This is a genomic window from Micromonospora sp. NPDC048999, assembly GCF_040649295.1.
GTDB lineage: Bacteria > Actinomycetota > Actinomycetes > Mycobacteriales > Micromonosporaceae > Micromonospora.
Genome location: NZ_JBEZFI010000010.1, coordinates 154383 through 173160, shown reverse-complemented (window position 1 = coordinate 173160; position 18778 = coordinate 154383). Strand labels below are relative to the sequence as shown.

Below are 18778 nucleotides of genomic sequence, written 5' to 3'. Positions count from 1 at the left end.
GGCATCGGCGCGGCCGGCTGGATCGACGCCGCCCGCTCCACCGTGCTCTTCGCCCCCAACCTGGCCTGGCGCGACGACCCGCGGGCACCGGCCGCCGGCGCACGGGTACGCTGGCGTCGCGATGAACACTTCCGAACCCTCTGGCCGGGACAGCGGCACCGAGAAGCTCAACTGGATCGACCGGCGTCGGGAGAAGATCCGCGCCGAGATCGAGCGGAACCGCCGTGGCGAGCACAAGGTGCCGACCTGGGTGCTGGCGGCGGCTCTGCTCGTCATCCTGGGCGCCTGGCTCGCGTTGATCTTCCTCGCCGGCTGAGCCGCACGCGACCGCACGCCGCGGGCGCGGACCACAGGACGGCGAGCAGGGCGCCGGCCGTGGCGCTGATCAGGGCGACCCGGAGGCGGCGTCCGGGTCGGGACGCCGGGGTGACGAGCTGGCGTTCGGGGAGCTGCCGCAGTGCCATGGGGCTTCGACAGCATGGAGGTGGCCGTCCCGCCGGAGGGCCTTCGATCGTGCGTTCTTCAGGCCCGGCGGCCATTGGTCGGCATGTGCAGCGGTGAATACCGCACGCAGGAAGTTGCGGCCCGCCTGGGCGCCTGAAAGGTTGCCGGATGGGCCGGGGCTCGGTGCCGCCGGCATGGCCGGTTCGGGTAGGGGAGGGTGACGCCGTGGCGCACATCGATCTTGGTTTGGACGAGAAGGCATATCCGGGCATCACGGGGCCGATGCTGTTCCGTCCCGAGACGGCGGGGCCGCTCAACGCGCTCGCCGAGCAACTGCTGCGCGCGCCGCACCCGACGCTGAGCGCCGGTGAACGCGAACTCATCGCCGCCTACGTGTCCGGCCTCAACGAGTGCACCTTCTGCTGCTCGTCGCACTCGGCGTTCGCCGCCGCCCAACTGCCGGCCGGGATGCCGCTGGTGGAGCAGGTCCGCCGGGATGTCGCCGCGGCGCCGATCAGTGGCAAGCTGCGGGCGCTGCTGCGGATCGCCGCGGCGGTGCAGCGCAGCGGCCGGGAGGTCACCGTCGAGCTGGTCGACGCGGCCCGCGCCGAGGGCGCCACCGATCTGGAGATCCACGACACGGTGCTGATCGCCGCCGCGTTCTGCATGTTCAACCGGTACGTCGACGGCTTGGGCACCTGGGCGCCGCAGGATTCGGAGGTGTACGAGCGGTCGGCCGAGCGGATCGTCGCGGACGGTTACAGCGTGGGTTGAACGGCGGTTCGCTCGCCGGCCGGGCCCACCGTCAGCCGAGCAGGAGGGCGGCGTGGCGGCCGGCGGCGGCCGCGGCCAGGAAGTAGGCGTGGTCGGCGTCGAGGCCGCGACCCATCGTCGACAGGCCGACCGGGCTGGCCCGCAGCGCCTTGTCCAGCCCGTCGGTGGGCACGCCGACGATCCGGTGCCGGTCGGCGAGGGGGGCCAGCGCTGTGGCCACCTCGGCCGCGAGGTCCGGGTCCAGGCCGTCGGGCACGACCAGCTCCGCGGCGGCGAGGGCAACCCGCCCGTACGCGGTGAGGCTGTGGTGGGAGACGCCGCGGTGCCGGGGGCGGGGGTCGGCGGCGGAGATGCGCAGCGAGCCGACGGCCCGCCCGCCGAGGGCGGCGACGGCGTTGACCGCCTCGCCGACCGCCACTCCGGAGAAGCCCCAGCGGGTGCCGGTGCCGAGGTTGCCCGGGCCCTGGGCGACGATCGCCACGTCGGCGTGGAGCACGTGCCGGGCGGCGAGCAGGCCGCTGTGCAGGGTGCTCGCCTCCAGGTCGCCGCCGAACGCCTGCCCGACGCTGACCGTGCCGACGAGGTGGCCGGCGAGCCCGGCGAGGGTGCGGGAGAACCAGGCCGGCAGCGCCCCGCCGTCGGTGAGCAGGTACGCCACCCGGGCGTCGGGCGCGTCGGCGTGCACGCCGGCGAGGATCGCTGGCAGGGCGGAGTGCAGGTCGGCGGTGACCACCGGCATCCCGTCGAGGTTCTCGGCGGCGGCCAGCAGGGCGTGGTGCGGGGAGGCCTCCTCGTCGACGCCGAGCAGGATCGGCTGCAGCGGGGTGTAGCGGGCCTTGACCAGGTGACCGGCCGCGCGGGTGTCGGCGGCCTGCGGCGGGTCGGCGGGCAGCCGGTCGGGCAGGGCGACGACCAGCGCGTACCCGCCGGTGCCGAGGCCCATCAGCAGGGCACCGGCGTTGAGCAGCACCCGGTCGCCGGGCTCCGGGTCGCCGACCAGCGCCGGGTAGGCAAGCGCGCGCATCCGGTCGCCGTCGGGCAGGTCGACGTCGAGTTCCGTCGCGCCGGCCCATCGCCGCCGTACCGCCGTGACCGTGCCGGACCGCCATCGCACCATGCCCGGCACCGTATCGGCCGGGGGCGGGGCGCGGCGCGGCCGGGTCGCCGGCGCGCGGGTGCGTGCCCACGGCGCGCGGGCTGCTAGCGTTCACATGTGTCGCGGAGCCGTACCGAACGCCTGGTCAACCTGGTGATCTGCCTGCTGTCCACGCGACGGTTCCTGACCGCCGCGCAGATTGCCGCGACCGTGCCCGGCTACGAGCACGATCCGGAGGACGCGAAGGACCACGAGGCGTTCCAGCGCAAGTTCGAGCGGGACAAGGCCGAGCTGCGGGAGCTCGGGGTGCCGTTGGAGACCGGGACGGCCAGCGTGTTCGACGCCGAGCCGGGCTACCGGATCGCCCCCCGCGAGTACGCCCTGCCCGACATCCCCCTCGAGCCCGACGAGGCCGCCGCCGTGGGCATCGCGGCGCGGCTGTGGCAGCACGCCGGCCTGGCCGCCGCCGCCTCGTCCGGGCTGGCGAAGCTGCGCGCCGCCGGCATCGACGTGGACCCGCAGGCCACCCTGGGTCTGGAGCCGATGGTGACGGTCGACCCGGCGTTCGCCCCGCTGACCGCCGCCGCCCGCGACCGGCGGGAGGTCAACTTCGACTACCGGGTGCCGGACCGGGACGCCCCGACCGGTCGGCGGTTGCAGCCGTGGGGCGTGGTCTGCTGGCGTGGCCGGTGGTATGTGGTCGGCCACGACCTGGACCGGGCGGCCACCCGCTGCTTCCGGCTCTCCCGGGTGGTGGGCGCGGTCCGGGCGACCGGTGGGTCCGGGGCGTACGAGCCGCCCGTCGGGGTGGACCTGATCAGCCACGTGGCCCGCTGGTCCGGGCCGGTGGAGCGGACCGGCCGGGCGACGGTGCTGGTGGCCCCGGGGCGGGCCGCCGGGCTGCGTCGCTGGGCGACGGAGAGCACCTGCGGGCCGGACGGCGACCGCCTGGTCCTGTCGTACGCCGACGCCGACTACCTGGCCGGCCAGATCGTCGGGTACGGCCCGGACGTGCGGGTGTTGGAGCCGCCGGAGGTGCGGGAGGCGGTCATCCAACGGTTGAAGGAGATCGCGGCCCGGCACGACGAGCCGGCGCTGGCCGGGGGTGCCCGGTGACCCGGCCGGCGGCCCGTGGTGGCCGTGCCTCCGCCGACCGGCTCGCCCGGCTGCTCAACCTGGTGCCCTACCTGCTGGCCCGCCCCGGCATCGAGATCGCCGAGGCGGCGCGGGACCTGGGGACGACCGAGCGGCAGCTCCGCGAGGACCTGGAGCTGCTCTGGGTGTGCGGGCTGCCCGGCTACGGCCCGGGTGATCTGATCGACATGGCGTTCGACGGCGACCGGGTCACCATCACCTACGACGCCGGGATCGACCGGCCGTTGCGGCTCACCCCGGACGAGGCGCTCGCCCTGGTGGTGGCGCTGCGGATGCTCGCCGAGACGCCGGGGGTGGCCAACCGGGAGGCCGTGGAGCGGGCCCTCGCCAAGATCGAGAGCGCGGCCGGGGACCTGGCCGGCGCCCCGGTGGAGGTCCGGCTGCCCGCCGACACCGCCCGGGTACGCGAGCTGCGGGCCGCCGTGGAGCGCGGCCGGGCGTTGCGGATCACCTATTACACGGCCGCGCGGGACGAGACCACCGAGCGGACCGTCGACCCGCTGCGGATGCTGATGGTCGCCGGCCGGGCGTACGTGGAGGCGTGGTGCCGCCGCGCCGAGGCGGTCCGGCTGTTCCGGGCCGACCGGATCGACGCGGTCACCGAGCTGGCGGAGCCGGCGGTGGTGCCGCCGCAGGCCCGTCCGCAGGACCTGAGCGACGGGGTGTTTCGCCCCGCGCCGGACCTGCCGCTGATCACTCTGCGGATCGGCCGGGGCGAGCGGTGGATCACCGAGTACTACCCGTGCGAGCGGGTGGAGGCCGACGGCGAGCAGTGGCTGGTGTCGCTGCGGGTGACCGACCTCGGGTGGGCCCGCCGGTTCGTGCTGGGGCTCGGCCCGGAGGTCACCGTGATCGCCCCGGCCGAGCTGGCCGAGCAGGTCCGCGCCCAGGCGGCCGCCGCGCTCGACGCGTACGCGACGCCGGTGGACCGCGCCGGCCCGGCGCCGGCCGGCGCCACCCAGTAGGCTGACCGGCGTGGTGACGTGGATCGTGCTCGGGCTCGTGGTGTCGGCGCTGCTCGTGCTGGCCCTCGCGGTCCGCCCGGTGCTGGTTCGGCTGCCCGGGCTGCGTCGGGCGGCGGTGGCGTTGCAGCGTCGGCAGGCCGAGGCGGAGGCGCTGCGGTCCGCGGCCGAGGTGCTTCAGGAGCGCGCCGCCGCGCTGCAGGAGCGGGCGGCCGTCGCGCAGGAACGAATGGCGTTGATCAAGGTCAGGCGCGTGAGGTGATCGACGGCCGTCGGTCGCGTACGCGGTTAGCTGCGCGTTCGGCGGAGGTTGCGTGCTCAATCGTGCCGCCGTGGGCGGTTGACGGGACACTCCGGGTTGGTCGAGACTTCACCGACCAGGCCTGCACTGGCAGGCCCGGCGGGGTGGAAACCCGTTGCGACGCACGTACGATGGGCTGCGACCACCTCTGACCGACACTTGAGCGACTGGAGCTTCCCATGGGTGCCCTCAGGCCGTGGCACATTGCCATCCTCGTGGCCGTGCTGATCCTGCTCTTCGGCGCGAAGCGGCTCCCCGACACGGCCCGTTCGCTGGGCCGCTCGCTGCGGATCATCAAGGCTGAGACCAAGAGCCTGCGCGACGACGACGGTGACCTGGCCGAGAAGGCCGACGCGCAGGCCGGCTACCAGCCGCTTCCGCCGCAGGCCGGCCAGCAGCAGTACGCCCCGCAGCCGCAGCAGCCGGTCGATCCGGTTCAGCGCGTCCGCGACAACTGATCGAAGGGCCCACCACCGTGGCCTTCGCGTTGAAGAAGCGCGGCCCGAGCGGCTTCGAGCGGGCCTCCGACGGCTCGATGACGCTCGTCGAGCACATCCGTGAGCTGCGCAGCCGGCTGTTCCGCGCGTCGTTGGCGATCGTCGTCGGCCTGATCATCGGCTATTTTCTGGCCGACCCGGTCTTCGAGTTGTTGAAGCGGCCATACTGCCGGCTGCCCAACACGACGGACGCGACGGGACATTGCCAGGTCCTGCTGGCCTTTGCGCCGACGACGGGTTTCACGCTGAAGCTGAAGCTGGCGCTCTGGCTCGGCTTGATCATCGGCGGGCCGGTCTGGCTCTACCAGCTCTGGGCGTTCATCGCCCCCGGCCTGCACCGGAACGAGCGCAAGTGGGCGTACGTCTTCGTGGCGATCGCCGCGCCGCTGTTCGCCGCCGGTGGGGTGCTGGCCTACTTCGTGGTGGACAAGGGCCTCGGGTTCCTGATGGAGGCCGGGCTGGGCGGGCTGTCCAACCAGTTCGAGGTCAGCGCGTACATCGCGTTCGTCACCAACATGATCCTGCTGTTCGGGGTGGCGTTCGAGTTCCCGCTGATCCTGCTCATGCTCAACTTCACCGGGATAGCCAGCGCGAAGCGGCTGCTGAGCTGGTGGCGCGTGGTGATCTTCGTGTCCTTCGCGTTCGCCGCGATCGCCACGCCGGACCCGGGGCCGTTCGGCATGACGCTGCTGGCCACCGCGCTCTCCCTGCTCTACTTCATCGCGGTCGGGATCGCCTTCCTCAACGACAAGCGGCGCGGGCGGGGCCGGGAGATCTACGCGGGCGTGGCCGACGACGAGGTGTCGCCGCTGGACCTGTCCACCGAGTCGGTGGAGGCCGGGGGGCGGGCCGAATCGGTCGCGCCGATCGACGCACCCGAGCCGGTCGCCGCACCGACGCCGATCGAACGCCGCTACGACGACATGACCTGACCGGTTCGCGCCGAGTAGCACCGGAACGCCGCCCCCGTCCGGGGGCGGCGTTCCGCGTACCGGGACCGGGCTGTCAGAGCAGCGTCAGCAGGCGGTCCAGCGGCGGTGGCGTCCGGGCCGGCGGGCCACCGCCTCGACCGCGCGGCGGTCGCTGTCGCCCTCGACCAGCACCACCGTCGCGGCGTCCAGGCCGGCGGCCGTGGTCAGGTCGCGTCGCTGGTCCACCTCGTACCTCCCCGGCTCGGCGTCGTCGTCGTCACCCTGCCTGCCCGCGCCGACGCCGGCAACCGGATACTGCTGAGAGCCCTGACCCGTACCGGAGGACACCACCGCATGCGCGCCACCGTGATCCATGGACCCAACGACATCCGCATCGAGGAGGTGCCGGACGCCACCGTCCGCAACCCCACCGACGCCGTGGTCCGCGTCGTGCTCGCCTGCATCTGCGGCAGCGACCTGTGGGCCTACCGTGGGGTGGCCGCCCGACAGCCGGGGCAGCGGATCGGGCACGAGTTCCTCGGCGTGGTGGAGGCCGTCGGCGCTGAGGTCGGCTCGGTACGGGTGGGCGACCTGGTGGTGGCTCCGTTCGTGTGGTCCGATGGTGTCTGCGACTTCTGCCGGGACGGGCTGCACACCTCCTGCCCGGTCGGCGGCTTCTGGGGCTCCCCGGGCTCGGACGGCGGCCAGGGGGAGGCCGTCCGGGTCCCGTACGCCGACGGCACTCTGGTCCGGCTGCCCGCCGAGGCGGCGGGCGACGATCGGCTGCTCACCGCGTTGCTGGCCCTGTCCGACGTCATGTCCACCGGTCACCACGCGGCCCTCGCCGCCCGGGTCCGCCCGGGAGCCACCGTGGCGGTCGTCGGTGACGGCGCGGTCGGCCTGTGCGGGGTGCTGGCCGCGAAGCGGCTCGGCGCCGACCAGATCATCGCGCTGGGCCGGCACACCGCGCGGACCGACATCGCCCGCTCCTTCGGTGCCACGGATGTGGTCGCCGAGCGGGGCGAGGCGGCGGTCGCCGCGGTCCGGGAGCTGACCAAGGGGCAGGGCGCGCACGCCGTGCTGGAGGCGGTCGGCACGGTGGAGTCGATGCGTACCGCGATTTCCGTCGCCCGGGACGGCGGCACGGTCGGTTACGTCGGCGTCCCGCATGGCGGCAGGGCCGGGGTCGACCTCGGTCAGATGTTCGAACGTAATGTGGCTCTCGCCGGCGGTGTCGCGCCGGCCCGGGCGTACCTGCCGGAACTGCTCGCGGACGTGCTGGACGGCACCATCGACCCGTCCCCGGTCTTCGACCGGTCGGTGACCCTCGACGGGGTGCCCGAGGGCTACCGGGCGATGGACGAACGCACCGCGCTGAAGGTGCGCATCACCTTCTGACCTGGTGGGTGGCGTCGGTCGTGCCGTACGGTGCTCGCCGTGACCGTGCACGATCCTGTCCCGCCCGGCCCCGTCGCCGTGCTCGCCAACCCGACCGCCGGTCGGGGACGGCACCGTGGCCTGCTGCCCCGGCTGCTGGACCGGCTGGCCGGTGCCGGCCGGCCGGTCCGGGTGCTGGAGGCGCGTACCCCGGCCGAGGCGGAGGCCGCCTGCGACGCCGCGGTCGCCGACGGCGCCGGCGCGCTGGTCGCGGTGGGCGGGGACGGCACGATCCACCGGGCGCTGCAGGCCGTGGCCGGCACGGGTGTGCCGTTCGGCCCGGTTCCCGCCGGAACTGGAAACGACTTCGCGGCCGAGACCGGGTTCCCCGCCGACCCGCTCGCGGCCGTCGAGGTGATCGTCGACGCGCTGCGCGGCGGCCGGACCCGCCCTGTCGACCTGGCCCGGGTCACCGACGCCGACGGCGGCGACCGCTGGTACGGGGCGGTGCTGGCGGCGGGCTTCGACGCGATCGTCAACGAGCGGGCCAACCGGATGCGCTGGCCGCGCGGCCCGCGCCGCTACGACCTGGCCATCCTGGTCGAGCTGGCCCGGCTGCGGCCGCGCCGCTACCGGCTGCGCCTCGACGGCGTGGAGCACGAGGTGGACGCGGTCCTCGTCGCCGTCGGCAACTGTGCCAGCTACGGCGGCGGCATGCGGATCTGCCCCGACGCCGACCCCACCGACGGGCTGCTGGACGTGGTGGTGGGCGGGCGCTTCGACCGGCGCACCCTGATCCGGGTCAAGCCCCGCATCTATCAGGGCACCCACGTCGCGCACCCGTTGGTACGCGTCCACCGGGCCCGGACCGTGGAACTGGACGCCCCCGGCATCACCACCTACGCGGACGGGGAGCGGGGGGCCGAGCTGCCGGTGCGGATCAGCGCGGTGCCGGCTGCGGTGCGGCTGCTGCGCTGACCAGGTCGACGTCGTCTGGTCCGGGCCGGTCGGGCGGGGGCCCGGCGGTGGGGGCGCCGGCCCGGACCGCGCCGACGCTGGCGGCGATCACCAGGCCGATCGCGACGATCTCCACCGCCGCCAGTTGCTGATCGAGCACCAGCCAGCCGGCCAGCGCGGCGATCGCCGGGCCGAGGCTCATCAACACGGCGAAGGTCGCCGTGGGCAGCCGCCGCAGTGCCGCCAGCTCCAGGGTGTACGGCAGCACCGAGGCGAGCAGGGCCAGCCCGGTGCCGAGCCCCAGCACCGTCGGGTGCCACAGCCGATGGCCCGAGTCGACCAGCCCGATCGGCAGGGTGACCAGTGCGGCCACCGTGAGCGCCAGGGCCAGCCCGTCGGCGCGGGGGAACCGCCTGCCGACCCGGGCCGAGCAGACGATGTACGCCGCCCACAGCGCGCCCGCGGCCAGCGCCAGCCCGGCCCCGACCGGATTCAGCCGCGCGAAGCCACCCTGTCCGAGCAGCGCCACCCCGCCCAGGGCCAGTGCGGCCCAGCACCAGGCGGCCCGTCGGCGGGCGGTGACCACCGACAACGCCAGCGGCCCGAGCACCTCCAGGGTCACCGCCGGGCCGAGCGGAATCCGCTCGATGGCCTGATAGAAGATCGAGTTCATGCCGGCCAGCGCCAGCCCGAAGGCGATCACGGCGGCCCAGTCGGCGCGGTTGTACCCGCGCAGTCGGGGCCGGCACACGGCCAGCATCAGCAGCGCGCCGATGGCCAGCCGCAGCGTCACCGCTCCGGCCACCCCGGTGCGCGGGAAGAGCAGCGCGGCGAACGCCGACCCGAACTGCACCGAGAGCGCCCCGCCCAGCACCAGCCCGACGGCGCCGAGGCGACCGCCGGCGCGCCCGGCTGGAGCGGGTGCGGTCGAGGTTCCGTCGGTCGTCATGCCCGTGACGCTAAAACCCCAGGTGAGAGGCCTGATAACCGGGCGTCGCGGGTAGGTCGGCGGTCACTCCGGCCGGTGCCGTCCAGCGGGGCCGCCAGCGGATTCCGGGCCCGTGAAACGCCTCAGGCGGGCACGGCGAGGTCGAGCGTCGCGCCCAGGCCGTTGGGGTGCCCCGCGTCGGCGCAGGGCAGCACCAGCACCGCGCAGCCGGCCCCGACGGCACCCGCGTCGGCGGGCGTGTCGCCCACCATCAGCGCCCGCTCCGGGTCGACGCCGAGCATCCCGCAGGCGCGGTAGAAGATCCCCGGGTCGGGCTTGCAGCGCCCCACCTCGTACGACAGGGCGTAGGCGTCGATCAGCCCGTCGAGCCCCCAGGCGGTGAGGAGCGGCCGGATGTCGAAGCCGATGTTGCTGACCACCGCCACCTTCACGCCGGCCCGGCGCAGCGCCCTGAGCACCGGCTCGGTGTCCGGGTACGGCACCCAGCCCTCGGGCACCAGCACCCGCTCGTAGAGCGCGTCGGCGAACCCGTCGATGCCCGCGTCGACGGTCTCCGCCAGCCCCGTGTACGCGCCCCGGTGGGCGTACGGGTAGAGATCACGGTCGGCCCACAGCTCGGCCAGCCGGGGCGGCACCCGGGCCGGCAGCGGCCCGCCCGCCCGGCCCGCGGTGAGCAGCCGGTCGGCCAGTGCGGTGGCTCGGACCCGGTCCAACCCCACCCCGCACGCCGCCGCGGCGGCCAGCACCCACTCCCGAGGCTCCTCCACCTGGGCGAGGGTGCCGTGGAAGTCGAAGAGCACCGCCTCAACGGTGCGGCGGGACGCGCCCGGGTGGGCGTCGTCGACGCCGTTCGGGGCGTGAGGCGGTTCGGTACGGTCCGGCACGTCGTGCACCCTACCGACCCGGTTGCCGGATGCCCTTGGCCGGTGGCCGTCAGGCGGACCGATTAATCTTGGAGGTATGTCGAGCCCCGCTGAGCGGTACGCCGCGGCGCGCCGCCAGGCCGCCCAGGCTTCCGCCTTCCCGGCCCTGCACGAATTCGCCCGAGAGCTGGTGTTCGACCTCGACGACTTCCAGCGCGAGGCGTGCGAGGCCCTGGAACGGGGCAGCGGCGTGCTGGTCTGCGCCCCGACCGGGGCCGGCAAGACCGTGGTCGGCGAGTTCGCCGTACACCTGGCGTTGCATGGCACGCCCGACAGGCCGGCGGCTGCCGACGGCGGCGCGGAGCCGCCCACCCGGCGCAAGTGCTTCTACACCACGCCGATCAAGGCCCTGTCCAACCAGAAGTACCACGACCTGGTCGACCGCTACGGCGCCGAGCAGGTCGGCCTGCTCACCGGCGACAACGCGATCAACGGCGACGCGCCCGTGGTGGTGATGACCACCGAGGTGCTGCGCAACATGCTCTACGCCGGCTCGGCCACCCTCGAGGGCCTGGCCTACGTGGTGATGGACGAGGTGCACTACCTCGCCGACCGGTTCCGCGGCGGGGTCTGGGAAGAGGTGATCATCCACCTGCCCGCCTCGGTCACCCTGGTCTCCCTGTCGGCCACCGTCTCCAACGCGGAGGAGTTTGCCGACTGGCTGGTCACCGTGCGGGGCGAGACCGCCGTGGTGGTCAGCGAGCACCGGCCGGTGCCGCTGTGGCAGCACATGCTGGTCGGCCGGCGGATGTTCGACCTGTTCCACGACGCCGACGCCGCCCGCAAGCACGACGTGCACCCGGAGCTGCTGCGCTACACCCGGGACACGATGCGCCGGCTCGAGCTGGGGGAGGGGCGCAGCGCCGGCCCCGGCGGCGGGCGGCGCGGCCCGCGCTGGCGCGGCCCGATGCGCCCCGACATCGTCGACCGGCTCGACCGGGAGGGGCTGCTTCCGGCGATCCTGTTCATCTTCAGCCGGGCCGGCTGCGACGCGGCGGTGCAGCAGTGTCTCGCCGCCGGGCTGCGGCTGACCTCGCCGGAGGAGCGCGCCGAGATCCGCCGGGTGGTCGAGTCCCGGGTCACCGCCATTCCGGGCGAGGACCTGTCGGTGCTCGGGTACTGGGAGTGGCTCGACGGCCTGGAGCGCGGGCTCGCCGCCCACCACGCCGGCATGCTGCCCGCCTTCAAGGAGGTCGTCGAGGAACTGTTCGTCCGGGGCCTGGTGAAGGCGGTCTTCGCCACCGAGACCCTGGCGCTGGGCATCAACATGCCGGCCCGCTGCGTCGTGCTCGAACGCCTGGTCAAGTTCAACGGCGAGGCGCACGTCGACCTCACCCCGGGGGAATACACGCAGCTCACCGGCCGGGCCGGCCGTCGCGGCATCGACGTGGAAGGCCACGCGGTCGTGGTCTGGTCGCCGGAGACCGACCCCCGGCACGTCGCCGGCCTCGCCTCCACCCGCACCTATCCGCTGCGGTCCAGCTTCCGGCCGTCGTACAACATGGCGGTCAACCTGGTCGGCACGGTCGGCGCCGAGCCCGCCCGGGCGCTGCTGGAGTCCTCGTTCGCGCAGTTCCAGGCGGACCGGTCGGTGGTCGGCCTGGCCCGGCAGGTGCAGCGCAACACCGAGACCATCGAGGCGTACGGCGTGGAGGCGGCCTGCCACCACGGCGACTTCGACGAATACTTCGCCCTGCGGGTGGCCATCGCCGACCGGGAGCGCGCCATCGCCCGGCAGGGGCAGACCCAGCGCAAGGCCGCCGCCGTCGAGTCGCTGGAGCGGCTGCGCGTCGGTGACGTGATCCGGGTGCCGTCCGGCCGCCGGGCCGGCCTCGCCGTGGTGCTCGACCCGGCCACCGGCGGCTTCGGCGAGCCGCGCCCGCTGGTGCTCACCCAGGACCGGTGGGCCGGCCGGGTCACCCCGGGTGACTTCACCACGCCGGCCGAGGTGCTCGCCCGCATCCGGGTGCCGAAACACTTCAACCACCGGTCGCCGGCCGCCCGGCGGGACCTCGCCGCGGCTGTCAGCGGCACCGGGCTGGACCGGCACGGCGGGCGGCGCGGCGGGCGGTCCCGGCAGGCCGCCGGCGAGGACCACCGGCTCAGCCAGCTCCGCACCGAGCTGCGCCGGCACCCGTGCCACGCCTGCCCGGAGCGGGAGGAACACGCCCGCTGGGCGGAGCGGCGCCGCCGCCTGGAGCGGGACACCGAGGAGCTGCGTCAGCGGGTCGCCGGCCGGACGGGCTCCCTCGCCCGTACCTTCGACCGGATCGTGGCGCTGCTGACCGCGCGGGGCTACCTCTCGGCGGAGGGCGAGGTCACCGACGCCGGGCGGATGCTCGGCCGGATCTGGACGGAGGCGGACCTGCTGGTCGCCGAGTGCCTGCGCCGCAAGGTCTGGGACGGGCTGTCCCCGGCCGAACTGGCCGCCGCCGTGTCCGTGGTGGTCTTCGAGGCGCGCCGGGACGTCGACGAGCGGGCCTCCCTGCCGCGCGGGGCGGTCGTCGACGCGGTGGACGAGACCCTCAAGCTCTGGGGCGACATCGAGGCGGACGAGGCAGCCCGGGGGCTCGCGGTCACCCGCGAGCCGGACCTGGGCTTCGCCTGGCCGATCTACCGGTGGGCGCGGGGTGAGGCCCTGGCGAAGGTGCTCGCCAGCGGCCACCAGATCGACGGCGAGATGCCCGCGGGGGACTTCGTCCGCTGGGCGCGGCAGGTGGTCGACCTGCTCGGCCAGCTCGCCGACTCCGGCGGCGCGTCCGCGGAGCTGCGGGCCACCGCCCGGCAGGCGATCGCCGCCGTCAAGCGGGGCGTGCTGGCCTACCACGGCGCCGCCTGAGCGCCCCCGCTCTGGTCCCGGCTGCCGCCCGCCGGTCAGGATCGGGCGGCGAGCGCGTCGACCAGGCGTCGGCACGAGCCGGCCAGGTTCCACCGCTGCGCCAGCTCCAGCAGCCGGTCCGGGTCCGCTGGCGCCGTCGGCAACGCCGTGGCCAGCGCCGGCAGCGGTACGTCGGTGGCCACCCGGACCACCTTCGGCGCGACCGCCAGGTAGTCCCGGGCCGCCGCCAGCTTGGCCCGCAGGCCGGGGGCGAAGCCGGACGTCGGGTCGTCGAGCGCGGCGAGGATGCCGGGCAGCCCGTCGTACCGGTCGATCAGCCGGGCGGCGGTCTTCTCGCCCACGCCGGGCACGCCGGGCAGCCCGTCGCTCGGGTCGCCGCGTAGCGCGGCGAAGTCGGCGTAGCGGTCGGCGGGGACGCCGTAGCGGGCGCGCACGGCCGCGTCGTCGCAGTCCTCCAGCTTGGCCACGCCCCGCCCGACGTAGAGCAGCCGCACCTGGCGGGCGTCGTCGACGAGCTGGAACAGGTCACGGTCGCCGGAGACCACCTCCACCGGGCCGGGTTGGGTCACCGAGAGGGTGCCGAGCACGTCGTCGGCCTCGTAGCCGGTGGCGCCGACCGCGGTGATACCGAGCGCGTCGAGCACCTCCAGGATCATCGGCACCTGGGGGGACAGCGTGTCCGGCACCACCTCGCCGCCGGCCGGCGCGACCCGGTGGGCCTTGTACGACGGCAGCAGCTCCACCCGCCATGCCGGCCGCCAGTCGTGGTCGAGCGCGCAGATCATCCGGTCCGGCCGGCGGGTGCGGGTGAGCTGGGCGAGCATGTCGAGGAAGCCGCGGACGGCGTTGACCGGCTGGCCGTCGGCGGTCTTCGCCGCCGACTCGGGAATGCCGAAGTAGGCGCGGAAATAGAGGCTGGGGGAGTCGATCAGTAGGATCGGGGGTTGGTGTGCCACGCGCACCAGCGTGGCACAACGGTGGGACGAGGCGGGGCGGCGACACCGGCCGATAACCGCTGGGTGCTCCGGTGCGCGGCCGGCAGACTGACGGCATGGCTTTCGTGCCCGGCCTGACGCTCTGCCGGCGTTTCCACGACGAGGTCCTCGCCCCGCTGCTGGCCCGCCGCCTGCCCGGCCTCCGCTACGCCGCCGGGCTGCTCGACGGCGGCTCGGAACTGCTCGGGCTGGACACCCCGCGCTCCACCGACCACGACTGGGGGCCGCGCGCGCAGCTCTTCGTCGCCGATTCCGCCGACGTCGCGCCGGTGCGGGCGGTCCTGGACGCGGAGCTGCCGGGCGAGTTCCTCGGCTGGCCGGCCCGGTTCGTGGGCGGCCCGGACGTCCGGCTCGGTGTGGCCCGCGTCGACGGCGACCGGCACGGGGTGAACGTCGACGTGCTGGGCGGGTGGCTGTGCGGGCGGCTCGGCTGCGACCCGAGCGCCGGGATGGAGGTGGCGGACTGGCTGTCCGTACCCACCCAGCGGCTCGCCGAGTTGACCGGCGGGGCAGTCTTCCATGACGGGCTCGACGGGGCGCTGATCGCCGCCCGCGCCCGGCTGGCCTGGTATCCCGACGACGTGTGGCGGCACGTGCTGGCGTCCGGCTGGCATCGGGTCGGTCAGGCCGAACACCTGGCCGGCCGGTGCGCCGAGGTCGGCGACGAGCTGGGCAGCCGGGTGGTGACCGGTGGCCTGGCCCGGGACCTCATGCGGCTCGGTCTGCTGCTGCACCGGCGGTGGCCCCCGTACGCGAAGTGGCTCGGCACCGTCTTCGCGCGCTTGCCGGCGGCGGAGCCCGTGCGGGAGGCGTTGGCCGTGGCGCTCGGGCCGGGCGACTGGCCGGCCCGGCAGGCCGGGCTGGTCCGGGCGCTGGAGACCGTCGCGACCTGGACCAACGACACCGGGCTGGCCGCCGCGGTCGACCCGAGCGTGCGCCCGTTCCACGACCGGCCGTTCCTGGTCCTGCACGCGGACCGGCTCACCGCGGCGCTGCGGGCTGCGGTGCGGGACCCGGCGCTGCGGGCCCGCCCGCCGGTCGGGGCCGTCGACCAGTACCTCGACAACGTCGCCGTGCTCACCCGCCCCGAGCGGGTACGCCGGGTGGCCGCAGCGGTGCTGGCGGACTGACCCGTCGGGGGTCAGCCGGTCGGGGCGGCGGCGGTCCAGCCGGTGAGGGCGATCTCGGTGGCCCGGCGCAGGGCGGCCTGCACGGTCGCCGGGTCGGCGGCCTGGTCCGGGTCGTCGAGGAGCACCTGGAGCGCGCCGGCCACCGCGCCGATGAACGCCCCGACCAGCGCCGCCGCCGTCACCGGGTCGAGCTGCTCCGGGTACGTGGCGGCGAGGTGCCGGGCGATCTCCCGCTGGGCGTCGAGTTGGAGTTGCAGGGCACGCCCGCGTACGACCGGCACGTCGCGGATCAGCCGTAGCCGCAGCGCGGCGAGTCGACTGCCCATATCCTCGCTGTCGGCGGTCACGGTACGTAGCGCCCGTAGCAGCACCTCGGCCGGTCGCTCGTCCGGCCCGCGAGTGGCGATCGCCTCGACGGCGGCCCGGATCCGGTCGTCGGCCTCGGGGAAGAGCAGCGCCTCCTTGCTGGGGAAGTACCGGAAGAAGGTCCGGGTGCCGACCTCGGCGGCGGCGGCGATGTCGGCGACGCCGGTGCGGTCGTAGCCGTGGCGCTCGAAGAGGTCGACGGCGGCGTCGATGAGCGCCTGCCGGGTCCGGGCCCGCTTTCGGTCACGTAGCGACATGCCGGCGATGATACGGCACCGAAAGTCGAATGGCGTACATTGCCAAATGGCAGCGAGTGCCAGTAGCGTCGTTCCCATGCGGACAGTTCTCATCTCCGGCGGCGGCATCGCGGGCAACACGCTCGCCTGGTGGCTCGCCCGAAATGGATTCCGGCCGACCGTCGTGGAGCGCGCCGCCGGTCAACGGTCCAGCGGCGCCCCGGTCGACGTGCGCGGCCCCGCCGTTCCGGTGATCGAGGCGATGGGCCTGCTCGAGCGCCTGCGCGCGGCCGCCACCTCGGTGACCGGCGCGCTGCTGCTGGACGCCGCCGGGGCGCCGATCGCCCGGTTGCCGATGGTGGGCGCCGCCGGTCGCACCGAGGTGGAGATACCCCGTGCCGACCTGGCCGCGATCCTGCAGCAGGCCGTGGCCGACGACGTCGAGTTGCGGTACGACGACACGATCACCGCGTTGGCCGAGGACGCGGGCGGCGTCGACGTGACCTTCGCCCGGGGTGAGCCCCAGCGCTTCGACCTGGTGGTCGGGGCGGACGGCCTGCACTCGACGGTGCGTCGCCTAGCCTTCGGGCCGGAGGCGGAGCATGTTCGCCATCTGGGCATGTGGGTCGCCGGCCTGCCGCTCGGCGGCCCCGCCGACGACCCACAGCACGTGCTGCTCCACAACACGCCGGGGCGGCTCGCCTCGGTGCACCCGGCCCGGGGCGACGCCATGGCCGCGTTCATCTTCTGGGGCGCGATGGTCGACGGCTTCGACCATCGCGACCTCGCGCAGCACAAGCGGATCGTCGTCGAGGCGTACCAGGACGACCGGGGCTGGCGGGTGCCGGAACTGCTCGACCGGGTGCGCGCCGCCGACGACCTCTACTTCGACAGCGTGAGCCGGGTGCGCCTGGCCCGCTGGTCGAGGGGGCGGATCGGGCTTGTGGGTGATTCGGCCTCCTGCGTCTCGTTGCTCGGCGAGGGCTCCAGCCTCGCCATCGCCGGCGCCCACACCCTCGCCGAGGCCCTGGCCGGCGACGAGCACGGCGCGGCGTTCCGCCGCTACGAGGCGGTGCACCGCCGCCGCACCGAGCCGAAGCAGCGGTTCGCCAGGTACGCGGCCGGGCTGCTTGTGCCCCGTACCCGGCTCGGCCTCGCGGCCCGCAACACCGCCGCCCGGGTGTTCACCCGCGTCCGACCGGCGGCCCCGTCCCCGGCCCGTTGACGTTCGCACTGTCCCAAGAGCGGCGTTGCGGCAACTCGGTCAGATGGCGTCGTTGTTCAGGTGGGCGGTGCTTGCATTCCGGACTCGGGAGACCAACTGCTCCAGAGCGGCAATCTCGGCGCGCAGCGCCGCTCGGCCTTGTCTGGTCAGTCGTAACCAGGTGGTCGGGCGCCGGCCTTCGTATCCCTTGACTACCTGGAGCAGGCTCGCCTCTTCGAGGACGCGAAGGTGCCGGTTGAGGTTGCCATCGGTCAGCTTGAGCTCGTCGCGAAGGGTGGAGAACTTGCACTCCTGCGTCTCGCTCAGCACGGTGAGAATGGCAAGTCGCACACGCTGGTGTACGACATCGTTCAGCGCCAGCGCTGGATGAGCCGGGGGCGCTGGCTCGGGTAGCGACGGCGAATCAGCCACCGCTGGTCGCCCGCCAGCTCTGCCAGCCCCGGATCGCGGCGAACGTGACCAGCGGCAGAGCCATCAGGGTGAGCCAGATTCCCGGCCTCAAGTCGATTTGTCCGCCGAGGGAGGTCGGAGACCCATTCATCAGGCCGGTCAGGTCGCCGCCGAGGATGTCGGTGGCCCAGCCGGGTAGATATCCCATCGGGAGCCAGCCGCACAGCCAGACCGTGAGGATAGCGATCCATCCGCCGGCGATTGTCAGACTCCGGCTGCGTTCTGCCCAGCCCAGGGCTATCACGGCCGCTGCGATTGGCAGCAAGGGTGTAAGCAGACCGGCCAGCCAGAAGTGGTCCGGGCTCGGGTTCAAGGTGTCGGACTGTTGCTGTTCCTGCGTCGGCACGGCCGCGAGCACGGCCAGCAGGAGCAGTACGCCGAGGCCGGTACCGGCGAATAGTGGCCAGGCCACCCGCAGGCCCAGCGATCGCGACCGCCACCGATACCAGACGCCAACGACGGCGAGCAGCAGTGGCGTGCAGAGGAACCAGAACAGGTACGACGCGAGCGGGTCGCGTTGCTCGTCGGGCAGTCCAGCCCAGTAGGGGGAGTCGACCGAGATGCTGTAGGTCGCGGCGAATGGGTGGCGGTAGAGCGCGCTACTGGCAAGCAGCAGCACGGCGATGCCGAGGGCCGGCAGCCATGCCCCGCCGTGTGCTCGTTTCCGTGTCCGTCGCCGCAGTCGCTCCAGCTCGGCCAAGGTCTGCGTGACCTGTCCCTCGCTCGTCTGATCCATGGCGCTCCTAAGCTTTGCATCAGCACGATACTTTGCAACGCAAAGTGTAGTTGCCTCATGGCTGTTGGCAAGCGTCTCTTCCGTCCTCAGGTGGCCGATCCGACGCCGTCCACGGCGGACAGCCGCCGGAACTCCCACGGGTCGTGGGCGGAGACCTTCACCCCATGGAGATCACCCTCGCCGCGCTGCGGGGCCGCTGGACGGCCCTGGTGATCGGTGAGCTCGCGCAGGGGTCGCGCGGCTTCACCGACCTGGCCCGGGCGCTGCCCGCGCTCTCCGACAAGGTGCTGGCCGACCGGCTGGCCCAGCTGACCGAGGCCGGGGTGGTCGCCCGCCGGCGTACCGCCTCATGGCCGCCGCGGGTGACCTACACCCTCACCGAGCGGGGGCAAGGGCTGCTCCCGGTGTTGGGGGCGATGTGGACGTGGGGCGCGGCCGCACGGCCGGAGGGCTGA

The 18778-nt window shown here is 74.3% G+C and carries 21 protein-coding genes; 13 read left to right on the top strand and 8 right to left on the bottom strand.

Annotated features, from left to right (window positions below):
• Positions 1-121: 121 nt before the first annotated feature.
• Together AB0C02_RS14960 and AB0C02_RS14955 are read left to right on the top strand one after the other, a co-directional pair.
• Entirely contained in the window at positions 122-316 is a 195-nt protein-coding gene (locus tag AB0C02_RS14960) for a hypothetical protein (RefSeq protein WP_357548324.1), read from the top strand.
• Positions 317-669: 353 nt separating this feature from the next.
• The gene (locus AB0C02_RS14955; RefSeq protein WP_357548322.1) at positions 670-1218 is read left to right on the top strand and encodes a carboxymuconolactone decarboxylase family protein; all 549 of its coding nucleotides are present in this window, start codon (positions 670-672) and stop codon (positions 1216-1218) included.
• A 31-nt stretch (positions 1219-1249) separates the two neighbouring features.
• Here AB0C02_RS14955 and AB0C02_RS14950 read toward each other — a convergent pair whose 3' ends face one another.
• Positions 1250-2335, bottom strand: coding sequence for a DUF3866 family protein (locus tag AB0C02_RS14950; protein WP_357548321.1), 1086 nt, complete (start codon positions 2333-2335; stop codon positions 1250-1252).
• Between the two features lie 96 nt (positions 2336-2431).
• Between AB0C02_RS14950 and AB0C02_RS14945 the strand changes: the two genes are divergently transcribed.
• The 5 genes from AB0C02_RS14945 (at position 2432) to tatC (ending at position 6161) form a co-directional block, all read left to right on the top strand.
• Entirely contained in the window at positions 2432-3430 is a 999-nt protein-coding gene (locus AB0C02_RS14945; RefSeq protein WP_357548320.1) for a WYL domain-containing protein, read from the top strand.
• Positions 3427-4434 carry a YafY family protein gene (locus tag AB0C02_RS14940; protein ID WP_357548317.1) on the top strand — a complete coding sequence of 336 codons (1008 nt, stop codon included), beginning with the start codon at positions 3427-3429 and terminating at the stop codon, positions 4432-4434. Before AB0C02_RS14945 ends, AB0C02_RS14940 begins: the two co-directional genes overlap by 4 nt.
• A gap of 10 nt (positions 4435-4444) precedes the next feature.
• Positions 4445-4693 (top strand): hypothetical protein, encoded by a 249-nt coding sequence (locus AB0C02_RS14935; RefSeq protein WP_357548316.1) that lies wholly within the window; start codon positions 4445-4447, stop codon positions 4691-4693.
• Positions 4694-4911: 218 nt separating this feature from the next.
• Positions 4912-5190 carry a Sec-independent protein translocase subunit TatA gene (gene tatA / locus AB0C02_RS14930; RefSeq protein WP_357548313.1) on the top strand — a complete coding sequence of 93 codons (279 nt, stop codon included), beginning with the start codon at positions 4912-4914 and terminating at the stop codon, positions 5188-5190.
• Between the two features lie 17 nt (positions 5191-5207).
• Positions 5208-6161, top strand: coding sequence for a twin-arginine translocase subunit TatC (gene tatC / locus AB0C02_RS14925; protein WP_357548312.1), 954 nt, complete (start codon positions 5208-5210; stop codon positions 6159-6161).
• 84 nt (positions 6162-6245) lie between these two features.
• On the opposite strand, the gene AB0C02_RS14920 is transcribed toward tatC, so the two are convergent.
• Positions 6246-6515 carry a hypothetical protein gene (locus AB0C02_RS14920; protein ID WP_357548310.1) on the bottom strand — a complete coding sequence of 90 codons (270 nt, stop codon included), beginning with the start codon at positions 6513-6515 and terminating at the stop codon, positions 6246-6248.
• On the opposite strand from AB0C02_RS14920, the gene AB0C02_RS14915 reads away from it, so the two are divergent.
• Both AB0C02_RS14915 and AB0C02_RS14910 read left to right on the top strand, forming a co-directional pair.
• Positions 6495-7538, top strand: a complete 1044-nt coding sequence (locus AB0C02_RS14915; RefSeq protein ID WP_357548309.1) for a zinc-dependent alcohol dehydrogenase family protein — start codon at positions 6495-6497, stop codon at positions 7536-7538. The genes AB0C02_RS14920 and AB0C02_RS14915 overlap by 21 nt on opposite strands.
• 30 nt (positions 7539-7568) lie before the next feature.
• Complete coding sequence (locus tag AB0C02_RS14910) at positions 7569-8495, top strand: diacylglycerol kinase (protein ID WP_357548307.1); 927 nt, start codon at positions 7569-7571, stop codon at positions 8493-8495.
• Here AB0C02_RS14910 and AB0C02_RS14905 read toward each other — a convergent pair.
• Together AB0C02_RS14905 and AB0C02_RS14900 are read right to left on the bottom strand one after the other, a co-directional pair.
• Positions 8458-9423 carry an EamA family transporter gene (locus AB0C02_RS14905; RefSeq protein ID WP_357548305.1) on the bottom strand — a complete coding sequence of 322 codons (966 nt, stop codon included), beginning with the start codon at positions 9421-9423 and terminating at the stop codon, positions 8458-8460. The genes AB0C02_RS14910 and AB0C02_RS14905 overlap by 38 nt on opposite strands.
• Positions 9424-9545: 122 nt before the next feature.
• Positions 9546-10307 carry an HAD-IA family hydrolase gene (locus AB0C02_RS14900; RefSeq protein WP_357548304.1) on the bottom strand — a complete coding sequence of 254 codons (762 nt, stop codon included), beginning with the start codon at positions 10305-10307 and terminating at the stop codon, positions 9546-9548.
• 76 nt (positions 10308-10383) lie between these two features.
• Between AB0C02_RS14900 and AB0C02_RS14895 the strand changes: the two genes are divergently transcribed.
• Positions 10384-13185, top strand: coding sequence for a DEAD/DEAH box helicase (locus AB0C02_RS14895; RefSeq protein WP_357548303.1), 2802 nt, complete (start codon positions 10384-10386; stop codon positions 13183-13185).
• A gap of 35 nt (positions 13186-13220) precedes the next feature.
• Here the strand turns inward: AB0C02_RS14895 and AB0C02_RS14890 are convergent, their stop codons facing one another.
• A complete protein-coding gene (locus tag AB0C02_RS14890) occupies positions 13221-14141 on the bottom strand; it encodes a 5'-3' exonuclease (RefSeq protein WP_357548301.1) in 921 nt (306 codons plus the stop codon).
• A 95-nt stretch (positions 14142-14236) separates the two neighbouring features.
• Between AB0C02_RS14890 and AB0C02_RS14885 the strand changes: the two genes are divergently transcribed.
• Positions 14237-15310: a DUF4037 domain-containing protein gene (locus AB0C02_RS14885; protein ID WP_357548299.1), complete on the top strand. Its 1074-nt coding sequence runs from the start codon at positions 14237-14239 to the stop codon at positions 15308-15310.
• 11 nt (positions 15311-15321) lie between these two features.
• Here the strand turns inward: AB0C02_RS14885 and AB0C02_RS14880 are convergent, their stop codons facing one another.
• Positions 15322-15933 carry a TetR family transcriptional regulator gene (locus AB0C02_RS14880; protein WP_357548298.1) on the bottom strand — a complete coding sequence of 204 codons (612 nt, stop codon included), beginning with the start codon at positions 15931-15933 and terminating at the stop codon, positions 15322-15324.
• Positions 15934-16009: 76 nt separating this feature from the next.
• Here AB0C02_RS14880 and AB0C02_RS14875 point away from each other — a divergent pair, with 76 nt between their 5' ends.
• Positions 16010-17137, top strand: a complete 1128-nt coding sequence (locus AB0C02_RS14875) for an FAD-dependent monooxygenase (RefSeq protein ID WP_357548297.1) — start codon at positions 16010-16012, stop codon at positions 17135-17137.
• Positions 17138-17176: 39 nt separating this feature from the next.
• Here AB0C02_RS14875 and AB0C02_RS14870 read toward each other — a convergent pair whose 3' ends face one another.
• On the bottom strand, positions 17177-17467 hold the full coding sequence (locus AB0C02_RS14870; protein WP_357548344.1) for a transcriptional regulator: 291 nt from the start codon (positions 17465-17467) through the stop codon (positions 17177-17179).
• Positions 17468-17540: 73 nt separating this feature from the next.
• A complete protein-coding gene (locus tag AB0C02_RS14865; protein ID WP_357548296.1) occupies positions 17541-18323 on the bottom strand; it encodes a hypothetical protein in 783 nt (260 codons plus the stop codon).
• Positions 18324-18487: 164 nt separating this feature from the next.
• Between AB0C02_RS14865 and AB0C02_RS14860 the strand changes: the two genes are divergently transcribed.
• Entirely contained in the window at positions 18488-18778 is a 291-nt protein-coding gene (locus AB0C02_RS14860) for a helix-turn-helix domain-containing protein (protein ID WP_357548295.1), read from the top strand.

Coding starts and splice junctions, on each gene's coding strand:
- AB0C02_RS14885 (WP_357548299.1), top strand. CDS start 14,237: ATGGCTTTCGTGCCCGGCCTGACGCTCTGCCGGCGTTTCCACGACGAG.
- AB0C02_RS14950 (WP_357548321.1), bottom strand. CDS start 2,335: ATGGTGCGATGGCGGTCCGGCACGGTCACGGCGGTACGGCGGCGATGG.
- AB0C02_RS14915 (WP_357548309.1), top strand. CDS start 6,495: ATGCGCGCCACCGTGATCCATGGACCCAACGACATCCGCATCGAGGAG.
- AB0C02_RS14860 (WP_357548295.1), top strand. CDS start 18,488: ATGGAGATCACCCTCGCCGCGCTGCGGGGCCGCTGGACGGCCCTGGTG.
- AB0C02_RS14865 (WP_357548296.1), bottom strand. CDS start 18,323: ATGGATCAGACGAGCGAGGGACAGGTCACGCAGACCTTGGCCGAGCTG.
- AB0C02_RS14960 (WP_357548324.1), top strand. CDS start 122: ATGAACACTTCCGAACCCTCTGGCCGGGACAGCGGCACCGAGAAGCTC.
- AB0C02_RS14875 (WP_357548297.1), top strand. CDS start 16,010: ATGCGGACAGTTCTCATCTCCGGCGGCGGCATCGCGGGCAACACGCTC.
- AB0C02_RS14905 (WP_357548305.1), bottom strand. CDS start 9,423: ATGACGACCGACGGAACCTCGACCGCACCCGCTCCAGCCGGGCGCGCC.
- AB0C02_RS14920 (WP_357548310.1), bottom strand. CDS start 6,515: ATGGATCACGGTGGCGCGCATGCGGTGGTGTCCTCCGGTACGGGTCAG.
- tatA (WP_357548313.1), top strand. CDS start 4,912: ATGGGTGCCCTCAGGCCGTGGCACATTGCCATCCTCGTGGCCGTGCTG.
- AB0C02_RS14880 (WP_357548298.1), bottom strand. CDS start 15,933: ATGTCGCTACGTGACCGAAAGCGGGCCCGGACCCGGCAGGCGCTCATC.
- AB0C02_RS14895 (WP_357548303.1), top strand. CDS start 10,384: ATGTCGAGCCCCGCTGAGCGGTACGCCGCGGCGCGCCGCCAGGCCGCC.